The 12,195-nt window shown below is 73.6% G+C and carries 14 protein-coding genes; 6 read left to right on the plus strand and 8 right to left on the minus strand.

What is annotated here, in order from left to right; translation table 11 throughout:
- The first annotated feature begins 1 nt into the window (after position 1).
- Together ligD and ACV530_RS03300 are read left to right on the plus strand one after the other, a co-directional pair.
- Complete coding sequence (ligD, locus tag ACV530_RS03295; protein WP_494330676.1) at positions 2-988, plus strand: non-homologous end-joining DNA ligase; 987 nt, start codon at positions 2-4, stop codon at positions 986-988.
- 116 nt (positions 989-1,104) lie between these two features.
- Positions 1,105-2,289 carry an acyltransferase family protein gene (locus tag ACV530_RS03300; protein ID WP_494330677.1) on the plus strand — a complete coding sequence of 395 codons (1,185 nt, stop codon included), beginning with the start codon at positions 1,105-1,107 and terminating at the stop codon, positions 2,287-2,289.
- On the opposite strand, the gene ACV530_RS03305 is transcribed toward ACV530_RS03300, so the two are convergent.
- Together ACV530_RS03305 and ACV530_RS03310 are read right to left on the minus strand one after the other, a co-directional pair.
- Positions 2,229-2,615, minus strand: coding sequence for a hypothetical protein (locus tag ACV530_RS03305; RefSeq protein WP_494330678.1), 387 nt, complete (start codon positions 2,613-2,615; stop codon positions 2,229-2,231). The two genes, ACV530_RS03300 and ACV530_RS03305, sit on opposite strands and share 61 nt — an antisense overlap.
- A gap of 69 nt (positions 2,616-2,684) precedes the next feature.
- Positions 2,685-3,074, minus strand: a complete 390-nt coding sequence (locus tag ACV530_RS03310) for a VOC family protein (RefSeq protein WP_494330823.1) — start codon at positions 3,072-3,074, stop codon at positions 2,685-2,687.
- A gap of 116 nt (positions 3,075-3,190) precedes the next feature.
- On the opposite strand from ACV530_RS03310, the gene ACV530_RS03315 reads away from it, so the two are divergent.
- Together ACV530_RS03315 and ACV530_RS03320 are read left to right on the plus strand one after the other, a co-directional pair.
- Positions 3,191-3,700: a MarR family winged helix-turn-helix transcriptional regulator gene (locus ACV530_RS03315; RefSeq protein WP_494330679.1), complete on the plus strand. Its 510-nt coding sequence runs from the start codon at positions 3,191-3,193 to the stop codon at positions 3,698-3,700.
- Between the two features lie 98 nt (positions 3,701-3,798).
- A complete protein-coding gene (locus ACV530_RS03320; protein WP_494330680.1) occupies positions 3,799-4,473 on the plus strand; it encodes a response regulator in 675 nt (224 codons plus the stop codon).
- Positions 4,474-4,813: 340 nt separating this feature from the next.
- On the opposite strand, the gene ACV530_RS03325 is transcribed toward ACV530_RS03320, so the two are convergent.
- The 4 genes from ACV530_RS03325 to ACV530_RS03340 all read right to left on the minus strand — a co-directional run bounded on the left by ACV530_RS03325 (position 4,814) and on the right by ACV530_RS03340 (position 9,561).
- Positions 4,814-6,469 (minus strand): sensor histidine kinase, encoded by a 1,656-nt coding sequence (locus ACV530_RS03325; protein ID WP_494330681.1) that lies wholly within the window; start codon positions 6,467-6,469, stop codon positions 4,814-4,816.
- Between the two features lie 25 nt (positions 6,470-6,494).
- Complete coding sequence (locus ACV530_RS03330; RefSeq protein ID WP_494330682.1) at positions 6,495-7,502, minus strand: zinc-dependent alcohol dehydrogenase family protein; 1,008 nt, start codon at positions 7,500-7,502, stop codon at positions 6,495-6,497.
- Positions 7,503-7,515: 13 nt separating this feature from the next.
- Positions 7,516-8,850, minus strand: a complete 1,335-nt coding sequence (locus tag ACV530_RS03335) for a nicotinate phosphoribosyltransferase (protein ID WP_494330683.1) — start codon at positions 8,848-8,850, stop codon at positions 7,516-7,518.
- Positions 8,851-9,105: 255 nt separating this feature from the next.
- A complete protein-coding gene (locus ACV530_RS03340; RefSeq protein ID WP_494330684.1) occupies positions 9,106-9,561 on the minus strand; it encodes a hypothetical protein in 456 nt (151 codons plus the stop codon).
- Positions 9,562-9,654: 93 nt separating this feature from the next.
- Between ACV530_RS03340 and ACV530_RS03345 the strand changes: the two genes are divergently transcribed.
- The gene (locus tag ACV530_RS03345; RefSeq protein ID WP_494330685.1) at positions 9,655-10,278 is read left to right on the plus strand and encodes a CBS domain-containing protein; all 624 of its coding nucleotides are present in this window, start codon (positions 9,655-9,657) and stop codon (positions 10,276-10,278) included.
- Here ACV530_RS03345 and ACV530_RS03350 read toward each other — a convergent pair.
- Positions 10,275-10,553 carry a DUF1540 domain-containing protein gene (locus ACV530_RS03350; RefSeq protein WP_494330824.1) on the minus strand — a complete coding sequence of 93 codons (279 nt, stop codon included), beginning with the start codon at positions 10,551-10,553 and terminating at the stop codon, positions 10,275-10,277. The two genes, ACV530_RS03345 and ACV530_RS03350, sit on opposite strands and share 4 nt — an antisense overlap.
- A gap of 165 nt (positions 10,554-10,718) precedes the next feature.
- Between ACV530_RS03350 and ACV530_RS03355 the strand changes: the two genes are divergently transcribed.
- Positions 10,719-11,309: an Rv1733c family protein gene (locus tag ACV530_RS03355; RefSeq protein WP_494330686.1), complete on the plus strand. Its 591-nt coding sequence runs from the start codon at positions 10,719-10,721 to the stop codon at positions 11,307-11,309.
- A gap of 3 nt (positions 11,310-11,312) precedes the next feature.
- Here ACV530_RS03355 and ACV530_RS03360 read toward each other — a convergent pair whose 3' ends face one another.
- Entirely contained in the window at positions 11,313-12,188 is an 876-nt protein-coding gene (locus ACV530_RS03360; RefSeq protein WP_494330687.1) for a TauD/TfdA dioxygenase family protein, read from the minus strand.
- Positions 12,189-12,195: the final 7 nt, after the last annotated feature.

A 12,195-nucleotide genomic window follows, 5' to 3' on the forward strand; every position in this document is an offset into this window, starting at 1 on the left:
GATGGGCCCCTCCGACGACATCGGGTCCGACGACATCGGATCCGACGACATCGGGCAGCCCATGCTGGCGGTGCCCGGCGACCGCCGGTCGTTCGACGACGGCTGGATCTTCGAGCGGAAGCTGGACGGGGTGCGCGTCCTCGCCTCGTGCCGCGCGGGGCGGGTGCGGCTGCGGTCCCGGAGCGGCCAGTCGCTGAACGGCACCTACCCGGAGATCGCCGACGCGCTGGGCGCCCAGCTCTTCGCCGACTTCACGGTGGACGGCGAGATCGTCGCCCCGCACCGGGGCCGCACCGACTTCGCCCGGCTGCAGCGGCGGATGCAGATCACGAACCCCGCACGGGCGCGGGCGAGCGGGGTCGCCGTCGTCTACTACCTCTTCGACCTGCTGCGCCTGGACGGCACCGACGTCACGGGCCTGCCCCTGCGCTCCCGCAAGGTGCTGCTGCGCGACGCCTTCGACTTCCGGCCGCCCCTGCGCTTCACCCCGCACCGCAACCGCGACGGCGGGCACCTCCTGGAGGAGGCCTGCCGCCGGGGCTGGGAGGGGCTGATCGCCAAGCGGGCCGACGCCGCCTATGTGCACCGGCGCTCCCCGGACTGGCTCAAGCTCCGCTGCGGCGCCGGCCAGGAGTTCGTCATCGGCGGCTTCACCGAACCGTCCGGCGGCAGGACCGGGTTCGGGGCCCTGCTGCTGGGCTACTACGAGGGCGGGGAGCTGTGCTGCGCGGGGAAGGTGGGCACCGGGTTCGACGACGCGGCCCTGCGCCGGCTGCACCGCCGGCTGGAGGCCCTGGAACAGGACCGCTCGCCGTTCCACGGCGAGGTCCGGGAGCGGGGCGTGCACTGGGTGCGCCCCGAGCTGGTCGCGCAGGTCGGCTTCACCGAGTGGACGCGGGCCGGGCGGCTGCGCCAGCCCCGTTTCCTGGGCCTGCGCGACGACAAGGCCGCCGCCGACGTGGTCCGCGAGCGGCCGGGGAGGGCCTGACCGGCCGCGTCATACCGGGGTGCCACCCCCGGTTTGGCTCCCCGGTGTGACGCCCGGCGGCAGACCCCGTCCCTATCGTCCGGCCGTACGAATCCCCGGCCGGAAGGACGCCCCCCATGACTCCGTCGGTCCTCCTCGCCTCTCTCGCACGCCGCGTGGACGACGCGACCCCGCCCGGCCGCGACCGTGCCGTCGACGCGCTGCGGGCCTTCGCGATCCTCGGTGTCGTCCTCGGCCACTGGCTGGTGACCGCTCTCGTCGGCACCGGTGACGGGGCGCTGAGCAGCACGAGCCCGCTGGCGCGCATGCCGTGGCTGGCGCCGGTGTCGTGGCTGTTCCAGACCCTCGCGGTCTTCTTCTTCGTCGGCGGGCTCTGCGCCGCCCGCAGCCACGCCGCCGCCTTGGCTCGCGGCACGGGCCACCGGGCCTGGCTCGGGGCACGCCTGGCCCGGCTGGGCCGGCCCGTCGCCGCCGTGCTCGCCGTGTGGGCCGTGGCGTGCGGCGCGATGACCGCGGCCGGTACGGACCCGGACACGGTGCACACCCTGGTGGCGCTGGCGGTCGACCCTCTGTGGTTCCTGCTGGTGTTCGCGGCGCTGACCGCCGCCACTCCCCTGGCCGTCCGGACGCACCCGCTCGTGCCCTTCGCCGTCGTCCTGTGCGTGGACCTGGTCCGCTTCGGCCTGGACGGCCCGTCCTGGACGGGCTGGATCAACGTGGCCGCGGGCTGGTTCGTCCCGTACACGCTCGGCGCGGCCTGTGCCCGGGGGAGGTTCGCCGGGCGGCGCGCGGGGCTCGCGCTGCTGGTCGGCGGAGGGGCGGCGACGGCCGTCCTCATCGCCGGGTTCGGCTACCCGGCGAGCATGGTCGGGGTGCCCGGCGCCGCCGTCTCCAACCTCAACCCGCCCACCCTGGCGGCCGTCGCCTTCGGCCTCGCCCAGTGCGGGCTGGCCCTGCTGCTGCGCGAACCGCTGCGCCGCGCGATGCGGCGGCCGGCGGCGTGGGCGGCCGTGGCCCTGGTGAACATGTCCGCCATGACGGTCTTCCTCTGGCACCAGACCGCGATGATGGCCGTCACCGCGGCAGGGCTCGCGACCGGTCCCCTGCCCGGCCTGCACACCGCGCCCACGACCCCTGGCTGGATCGCGGTCCGGCTGTGCTGGCTGCCGGTCTTCGCCCTCGCGCTCGCCGGGCTGTGGGCGGTCTTCCGCCGCTGGGAGCGGCCGCCGCGGCGTGCGGGTCAGCCGCAGTCGGGGGTGATCGAGCCCACCGGGGCGCCCGTCAGCTCCGCGGCGCCGTAGCCGCTGATCTCCTGCTCGTCACCGGCGAAGTGCGGCTTGTCGTTGAGCCGCACGATGCAGCCGAAGGAGTCGGGTATCGGGTTGTGCGCCGACCGCGGCACGACCGGCGGCTCGAGCGCGTCGACCTCGGGGAACGTGAAGGCCGTCCTGGTCACCTTCACATCGAGCCGGTAGAGCACCTTCCCCGACTGGTGCGGCCCGCTGAACAGGCAGAACTCGCCCTTGCGGCAGGCCGCGGACGACTCGGCCCGCGCAGTGGGCACGGCGAGGGCCGCGAGGCCCGCGGCGGTGAGGGCGACGAGTCCGGTACGGATGGCGTGGTGCACGCTTCCTCCTTGGTCGGGAACGCACGGGCGTCGAACAGCCCGGCACTCCCTACCCAAGATCGACGCGCGTCAGGCGTCCTGCGGGTACCAACGCAGCTCCACGGTGTTGCCGTCGGGGTCGGTCACGTACAGCGAGACCGCCGTGCCACGGGCGCCGAACCGCTCGCCGGGCCCGTCGACGACCGTGAACTCCCCCGAGTCGACGACCTGCTGCCAGTCGAGGGGCTCGACGACCAGGCAGATGTGATCGACGTTCGATCCGGACGCGGCCCCCTCGGGGCCGCGCACCAGGTCGATGATGGTCGACGGGCTCACCCGCACCGACGGGAAGGGCACCCTGCCCTCGCGCCACTCGTCGACACGGACCGGCTCGAGGCCGAGCTTGCCGCAGTAGAAGGCCAGGGACCGCTCGACATCGGCGGTGTTGAGGACGAGGTGGTCGAAACCGATCACGCGCACCATGACTGCTCCCAGATCTCATGTCTCGTGTTCTCGTGGACGAAAATTAGCTTAGCGGCAAGCTACTTAGCGTCAAGTCTCTTTTCGCTGAAACATTCCTGTGCGAGACTGGCCCCATGGACCGCGAGACCCCCGCCCGCCCGGACCACGTCGACGCCACCATCGAGCAATGGGCCCGGGTCCGCCCCGACCTGGAGACCGGGGCGATGGCCGCGTTCGGCCGCATCTACCGGATCACCCGGCTGATGGGCGACCGGATCGAGAAGGAGTACGCGCGCTTCGGCATCGGCCGCGGCGAGTTCGACGTCCTCGCCACGCTGCGGCGCGCGGACGAGCCGTACACGCTCTCCCCGCGCGAGCTCACGGCCACCCTGATGCTCACCACCGGCGGCATGACCGGCCGGCTGGACAAGCTGGAGCGCGCCGGATACGTGACGCGCTCGCCCGACCCGCAGGACCGGCGCGGTGTACGGGTCATTCTCACGCCCGCCGGGCTGGAGCTCATCGAGAAGGCGGTCGGTGCCGGACTCGCCGTGCAGCGGCAGGCGCTGAGCACCCTCGCCCCGGACGAAGCCGCCGTCCTCAACGACCTGCTCCGGCGGCTGATGGCCGCCTCGGCGGGCTGACGGGCGGCCATGGGCCGTTCGGCCCATGGCGCCGGCGAGGGCCCGGGGTCATGATCGCTGAAGGCCGGAGGAGCATGGACAGGGAGCGGGAGCGGGTTGTGGAACAGGCGAGGGCATTCTCCCCGGAGCGGCCGGTCCGGGTCTTCCTGGTGGACGACCACGAGGTCGTCCGGCGGGGGCTGTACGACCTGCTGGAGACCGAGGACGACATCACCGTCGTCGGCGAGGCCGGCACCATCGCCCATGCCCTCGCCCGCGGGCCCGCCCTCCGCCCCGACGTCGCGGTGCTGGACGTACGGCTGCCCGACGGCGACGGCGTCACGGTCTGCCGGGAGCTGCGCTCCCGCATGCCGGAGCTGGCCTGTCTGATGCTCACGTCCTTCGACGACGACGATGCGCTGCTCGACGCGATCATGGCGGGGGCCGCCGGGTACGTCCTCAAGCAGATCAAGGGCGCCGACCTGGTCACCGCGATCCGCACCGTGGCCTCGGGCCGGTCCATGCTCGACCCGGCCACCACCGCCCGCCTGATGAGCAGCCTGCGCGCCGAGGAGGAGGCCGAGCCGGAGGACGCACGGCTGTCCGCCCTCTCCCCGCGGGAGCGCGAGATCCTCGAGCTCATCGGCGACGGGCTCACCAACCGTCAGATCGGCCTGCGGCTGTACCTGTCGGAGAAGACGGTCAAGAACCACATCTCCCGGCTGCTCGCCAAGCTCGGCGTCGAGCGGCGCATCCAGGCCGCGGTGCTCGCGACCGAGGCGCGTAGGCCGTAGGCCTGTCCGGCGCCCGTGAGTGCTGCCGGTTCGGCACCGCCGGGCTCCACCATCGTGGCTGACCGCCGCCGCGGCGGGAAAGAACTCAGGGGCTCCGCCCCCGGGCCCCGGGGTTTGGGGTTCGCGGCCCGGCGTTCGGGGCCCGGGCTTCAGGGCCCGAGGCCCGGCGTATGAGGGCCGGAGGCTAGGGCCCGAGGTCCGGGAGCCGGGCCCCGGGAGCCGAAGGCCAGGGCCGGGGCCATGCCCCGGAGCCCCCGGAAAAGACCCGCCGTAGCGGCGTTGCGCCGCGGCGGCGAGGGGCCGGCGGAATGCGCGAGCACCGCACCCCGGGCCGCAGGCCTCAGGCCGGCAGGGGGATCCGCCAGGTGAGGACCGTGCCGCCGCCGTCCGGGCCCGGTGCGAGGTCCAGTCGCCCGCCGTGCCGCTCCGCACGCTCCGCGAGGTTGCGCAGGCCGCTGCGGCGGCCGCCGGGGGGCGTGCCCACGCCGTTGTCGGCGACGGTCAGCACGAGGTTCCGGCCGTCGTTGACCACGGCGACATCCGCGGAGGCGGCCCGGGCGTGCCGGGCGACGTTGGCGAGGGCCTCGCTCAGGACCGCGACCACGTCGTCGACGGCCGTGCGCGGCACATGGGTGTCGAGCAGGCCCTCCATCCGCAGGCTCGGCGCGAAGCCGAGGGCCGCGGCGGCCTCGCCCACCGTCCGTACCGCCCGGGTGCGCAGCCCGTGCCGGTCCGCGGTCTCCCGGGAGCGCAGCCCGAAGATCGTCGACCGGATGATCTTCACCGTCTCGTCCAGGTCGTCCACGGCGCGCTGAACGCGCTCCGCGGCCGCCGGGTGGTCGATGAACCGGCTGGTGCTCTGCAGCGTCATGCCCGTCGCGAACAGCCGCTGGATCGCCAGATCGTGCAGGTCGCGGGCGATCCGGTCGCGGTCCTCGAGCAGCGCCAGCTGCTCGGCGTCTGCGCGCCGTTCGGCGAGTTCCATGGCCAGCGCGGCCTGGCCGGCGAAGGCGCGCAGCGGTTCGGTCTCCTCGTCCGAGAACTCCGGCCCTCCGTCGTCGCGTACGAGCAGCAGCACCCCGCGCACCCCGCCGCCGTCCGACTCGACGGGCACCGCCACCGCGGGGCCGGACGCGGCCAGCGCCGCGAGGGGCTCGTCGGCGGGCAGGACGCGGCCGAGCACGCCGTCGGCCCCCGCCCCGACCGCCGCCTCGACGGTCAGCGCGTCGCTGCCGGACAGCGGCAGCGAGAACGCGGCGAGCGCGGCGCCCGTGTTCTCCTTCGCCAGCTCGGCGACGAGCGTCATCACGTCCTGCGGGGCACTGCCGGACATCAGACGGGTCGTCACCTGTGTGCCCGCGCGCTGCCAGCGCTCGCGGCGTGTGGACTCCTCGTACAGCCGGGCGTTGTCGATGGCAACGCCGGCGGCCACGGCGAGGGTGGAGAGCACCTCTTCGTCCTCGTCGTCGAAGTCCGCCGCGTCGCGCTTCTCGGTGAGGTACAGGTTGCCGAAGACCTGCTCGCGCACCCGGATCGGCACCCCCACGAAGCTGTGCATCGGCGGGTGGCCGGGCGGGAAGCCGTACGAGGAGGGATGGCCGGGGATGGTGGGCAGGCGCAGCGGCTGCGGGTGGTGGATGAGCTCGCCGAGGATGCCGTGGCCGGAGGGGAACGGCCCGATGGCGCCGGTCTGTTCGTCCGTCAGACCCACCGTCAGGAACTGTGACAGCGTCCGTCCGTCGGGCCCTATCACGCCGAGCGCGCCGTAGCGGGCGTCGACGAGCAGCACGGCGGCCTCGACGATGCGCCGCAGGACGTGTTCGAGGTCGAGCCCGCGGCCGACGGAGAGCACGGCCTCGAGCAGGTGGTGGACGCGGTCCCGGGTGCCGCGTGCCGCGTCCAGCCGGGCCTGGAGTTCCTCCAGCAGCTCGTCCATCCGCAGCCGGTGCAGGCGCGCCGGTGCGCTCCCGGTGTTCTCCACGTGTGTCCTCCCCATGATCCGGAGAACACGGTAGTCGGCCTCAGCCCGTGACCAGCACGGCGGCTCCGGTGACCCGGTCCGCGGCGAGGTCGGCGAGCGCCTCGTCGGCCCGGCTCATGGGGTAGCGCTGCACGTGTACGACAGGAGGCCTGCGGGCGGCCTCGGCGAGGTAAGCACGGCCGTCGGCGCGGGTGTTGGCGGTGACGCTGCGCAGCGTGCGTTCCTGGAAGAGGTGTTGCTGGTAGCGGAGGACCGGGATGTCCGTGAGGTGGATGCCGGCCACGGCGAGGGTGCCGCCGCGGTCGAGGGCGGCGAGGGCGACCGGGACGAGGTCGCCGGCCGGTGCGAAGAGGATGGCGGCGTCGAGGGGTTCGGGGGGCGGGTCGTGGGAGCCGCCGGCGGAGGCCGCCCCGAGGTCGAGGGCCAGGCGCCGGGCCCGTTCGGCGCGGGTGAGGACGTGGACGGTCGCGCCCCGGGCGATCGCCAGCTGTGCGGTGAGGTGGGCGGAGGCACCGAAGCCGTAGATGCCGAGCCGGCCGCCGGGCGGGAGCGCGGCGCGTTCGAGTGCCCGGTAGCCGATGATCCCGGCGCACAGCAGCGGTGCCAGTTCCTCGTCCGGCGGGCCTTCCGGCAGCCGGTAGGCGTAGCGGGAGTCGGCCGTGGTGCGCAGGGCGTAGCCCCCGTGCCGGTCCCATCCGGTGTACGTCGAGTGCGGGCAGAGGTTCTCCCGGCCGGTCCGGCAGTACGGGCAGGTGCCGCAGGTGCCCGCGAGCCAGGCGAGGCCGACGCGGTCGCCCGGGGCGAAGCCCTCGGCGTCCGGTCCCGCGGCCCGTACCCGGCCGACGATCTCGTGGCCGGGGGTGCAGTGCGGCAGGTGCGACGGCAGGTCTCCCTCGGCGAGGTGCAGGTCGGTGCGGCACACGCCGCACGCGGCCACCTCGACGAGGATCTCGGTCGTCTCCGGGGGGCCGAGCGGGCGTTCCACGCGCCGCAGCGGGTGCCGCGCGGCTGGCGCGGGGTGGTCGACCTCCCAGGCACGGGTCGTCACAGCGCCTTCCATGTCACGCCTCGGGGACGAGTTCCCGTTCGATGCGGTGCCGTACCCGGACGGCGAGGGCGGTGAGCAGGCCGGACAGGGCCGCTCGGGGTGCGACGGGCGACAGGATCCGCCGGGCCTCGGGCGGCAGGGCCGCGAGGTCGGCCGCGCACCGCCGCCGGGCCTCGCCGAGCCCGGGGCGCTCCGCGGTGCGCCGCCCGTTCCGCATGACCGTTTCCAGCAGTGGAACGCTTCCCGGGGGCGGCGGTTCGTCCTCGAGGCCGATGACGTCCACGCAGCCCGGCCCGCGGAAGACCTGTTTGCGCCCGGGCGCGGAGACCTTCGCCGCCGACAGCTTCATCACGGGGCGGCCGTCGTACTCGACGATCTTGTAGGCGGAGTCGAGAAAGGGGGCGTCGGCCGAGACGCCGACGCGGGTGCCGACCGCGTACACGTCGATGGGTGCCCCGGAGCGGACGAGGCGGTCCACGGAGAACTCGTCCAGGCCGCCGCTCGCCACGATCCGCACCCCGGGCAGGCCGGCGTCGTCGAGGAGGGCGCGGGCCCGTACCGCCAGTTTCTCGAGGTTGCCGCTGTCCAGCCGGACGGCGCTCCCGGGGACGGGCCCGAGGTCGCGCAGTACGCGAGCCGCCGTGGCCACGCCCGTCTCGGTGTCGTACGTGTCCACCAGGAAGGTCACCGGGCCGGGGTTGGCGCGGGCGAAGGCGCGGAACGCCGTTTCCTCGTTCCCGAACGCCTCGATGTAGGAGTGGGCCATCGTGCCGACCGTGGGCAGGCCGGCGGCGTGCGCGGCGGCGACGTTGCTGGTCCCGGCGAAACCGGCCAGCGCCCCGAGCCGGGCGGCCTGGTGGCCGGCGTCCGGGCCGTGCGTGCGGCGCAGGGAGAAGTCCACGACCGGGCGGCCGTCGGCGGCGAGGACGCAGCGCGCGCATTTGGAGGCGACGACGGTCTGGTGGCTGATCCGGTTGAGCACGTAGGTCTCGGCGAACTGGGCCTCCGGCAGCGGGGCGGTGATCTCCAGCAGGGGTTCCCCGGCCAGTGCGACGCGTCCCTCGGGCATGGCCCGCACCTCGCCGGTGAACTCGAGGCCGAGCAGGGGCTCCAGGTCCTCGGCCGGCCGCCCCAGGGCGGCGGCGAAGGTGTCCACGTCCTCGGCGTCGACGCGGAGGGCCGACAGATGGTCGAGGACCGATTCGAGCCCTGCGGCGACGAGGAAGCCCCGGTCGGGCGGCAGGTCCCGGACGAACAGGCTGAATGTCGCCGGGCGCGTCATTCTTTCGCGCAGGTAGGAGAGGGCCATCGTGACCTCGTAGAGGTCGGTGGTCGTCGCTTCGGACATCGTCGGCACCTCCCCGGTCGCCCGGAGCGCGGCTTGCGGCTCCTTCCAGGATCGGCCTTTCCCGTGCTCCGGGCACGATGACGGCCCGGGCCTGGCGGGAAGCGGCGTTACGTGGTGTGCTGGAAGTGACGGGAAGGACTCTGAGGAGAGACGCGGAGAAGCGGTTGACGACCGTGCACCGCGCAATCAGGATCCGCGAGAAGCGGATGGGCCTTCCCGTCCACTCTCGCCGGACGCCCGCGTCAGATGCTCGCGTCAGATGCCCGCCGAGGCCATCTCGATCGCGGAGCGGTAGTTCAGGGCCGTCGCCTTCACGCAGGCGCCGTACGTTCTGTGCTTGGCCACCACCAGGAAGTAGTCACGGATGTTCTTCCAGTAACCGACCAGATAGCCGATCCCGGGCCTGAACCCCGGCGGCTTGGGCACCAGGGCGAAGGCCTCGGAGCACTTGAGGATCTCGCCGGTCGCCGTCGAGAGGACGGCCGCCACGTCGCTGTTCATGTTCCACTGGGCGGCCAGCGAGTCGTCCCAGATGGAGCCCGCCACCTGCCGCAGGTGGTCCTGTTCCTCCGGCGTCGGGTCGTCGGTCACGACGGCCGCCGTGAGGCTCCGTGCGGGCGTGGCGGCGGTCGCCGTCACCGTCCCGGCGCCCAGCACCGCGGCGGTGACGGCCAGCGCTACCGCGAGGCGTAACGGTCTCTGTCTCTTCACCACGGCCCTCCGATTTCGTGTTCGAGGCGCCGAGCGTCCCGCGTGCCACTCGGTCCGTCAATGCCCCCGCAACCGCTTCGGAAGGAGCCGGACATGAACACGGAGACGTGCCCGAAGACGGGTCACGCCCCGCGCACCGTCGGCGACGTGATGACGCGGACGGTCGTGGCGGTCAGCCGCACCGCCTCCTACAGGGAGATCGCCAGGACGCTCGCGGAGTGGAAGGTCGGCGCGGTGCCGGTGCTGGCGGGCGAGGGCCGCGTCGTCGGCGTCGTCTCCGGGACGGACCTGCTGCCGAAGGAGGCCGGCGACGAGCCGAAGGCGGACACGGCATGCGCCCAGGAGCTGATGAGCACGCCCGCGGTCACCGTGCACGCCCGCGCGACCCTGGCGGAGGCCGCCCGGGCCATGGCCCGCAAGAACGTCACGCACCTGCCTGTCGTGGACGAGGAGGGGATGCTGACCGGCATCGTCAGCCGTGGCGACCTGCTCAAGGTCTACCTCCGCGACGACGCGGACATCGCCCGTGAGGTGCGCGACGAGCTCGTGGCACGCCTGTTCCCCGGCGAACCGCCCCCCGTGGACGTGCGCGTGGCGGAGGGCGTCGTCACGCTCTCGGGCTCACCGGCCGACACGGCAGCACTCCCGCTGCTGGCCCGGCTCGTCCGCACCGTCGAGGGCGTCGTGAACGTCGAGGTCGAGCTCACCGGGAGCTAACGCGCGACGTACGTCAGGCAGTCGGCCGCGTCCTGCATGGCGCCCACCGTGATGCCGGGGGCCTGGCACTCGAGGCCGACGTTGTGCATGCACCCGGAGACCTTGCAGGCACCGACCCGGCCGGTCGCGGAGGCGTCGCCGCCCTTGGAGGGGAAGGTGAAGTACGTGTCGCAGCGGGCGTGCACCGCGTCACCGACCGTGATGGCCAGCGCATGGCAGGCACTGTCCTGGTTGTACGCGCATTCCTCGACCTGGCACACGGCCACCTGGGGCATTTCCACGGGTCCTCCTCGCTGTGCGGTCCGGCTCGCGCGGGCGCCGCATGCCTTCCTCCCGTGCCGCGCGGTGACACCGGTGGCCGCACCCGTTCACCCGGACAGCAGCAGCCGATGGCGTAACCATGGAGAGAGCACCTGGCCGCCGGCCGAGGGAGGCACACCATGACCGCACGGGGTCAGCCGTCCGCAGCGGGACCCGGCCCGCCCCTGCGCCGCGCGTACGGGCGCACGCAGGCCTGGTTCGACGCCCTGCTGATGCTCGTCCTGCTCGCCGGGCTCGCCACGGTCCCGTTCACCGTCGGCACCGCCGCGTACGCCGGCCAGGCGCGCATCGCCCACGCGCAGTCCGCCGGCCGGCACCAGGTCACGGCGTACGTCGCGGGGGACGGCCGCGGCGTCCCCGAGGACGCCTTCCCCTCCGGGGACAGCCTGCAGAACGCGCCGGTGCGCTGGACCGATACCGACGGCAGGACCCGTACGGGCACCGCGAGGGTGCCGGCGAACGCGCGCGAGGGGGCGCCCGTACGGATCTGGGTGAACGGCAAGGGCGCCGTCACCGGCCGGCCACTGAGCATGGAGTCGGCCGGGGCGACCGGCTGGCTCATGGGCGGCATCTCGGCCGCCGCGCTGGCCGGGGCCGCGTACGGGACGCACAAGGCCGTCGCCTTCGCGCTGGACCGCAGACGGTACGCGCGCTGGGAGGCGGAGTGGGACCGCCTGGAGCCCGAGTGGTCGGGACGCTCGCGCCGGTGAGTCTCAGGCCTGCGGCTTCCAGCCGTTGACGGAGACCCGCTGGGCGTAGCGCGCGTGGGGGTAGTAGTCCCACACCGCGTGGTGCTGGGTGCAGCGGTTGTCCCAGAGCACGAGCGTGTTCGGCGTCCAGCGGACCCGGCAGTGGAGCATGGGCTCGGCCTCGATGTGGGCGAACAGCATGTCGAGCACCGTCCTGCTCTCGCGCTCCGACAGCTGCGGGATGTGCGAGGTAAAGCCGCGGTTGACGAACAGCATCTTGCGGTCGGTCTCGGGGTGCCGCACCACCACCGGGTGCTCGTTCCTGGGGACGACGTACTCGGGCGGCGGAGTGTAGCCCTTCCACGGGATCAGCCCGTCGTGGACCGCGGTCAGGCTCTCGAGGAGCGTCTTCATCGCGGGCGACAACACGTCGTACGCCAGGTGCATGTTGGCGAACAGGGTGTCGCCGCCGCAGCCGGGCTCCGGTACGCGGGTCACGTAGAGCAGCTGGGCGAGGGCGACTTCGGCGTCGGCGGTGCCGTCGGTGTGCCAGTCCTCGCCGGCCACCCAGCGGGAGTTCCTGTCGGCGCTCACCTCGAGGATGGCCGGGTCGCCCTTCTCGGGGTCGGCCAGCGGCATCATGCGGTGCTCGCCGAAGCAGGCGGCGAAGCGCTTGTGGTCCTCGGCCGAGAGCACCTGGTCGCGGAAGACCAGCACGTGGTGCTCCAGCAACGCCCGCCTGATCTCGGCCAGTCGGTCCTCGGGGAGTTCGGCCGACAGGTCCGCGCCGGACACCTCGGCGCCGATGACCGGCGTCAGCGGTTCGACGCCGATGGTGGTGTAGGGCTCCCGCGGTCGTGTGGTGATGCGCTCGAGGGCGTCCAGTACGAACTGTTCCATTGATCCT

This window comes from Streptomyces sp. SX-6 (assembly GCF_059089585.1).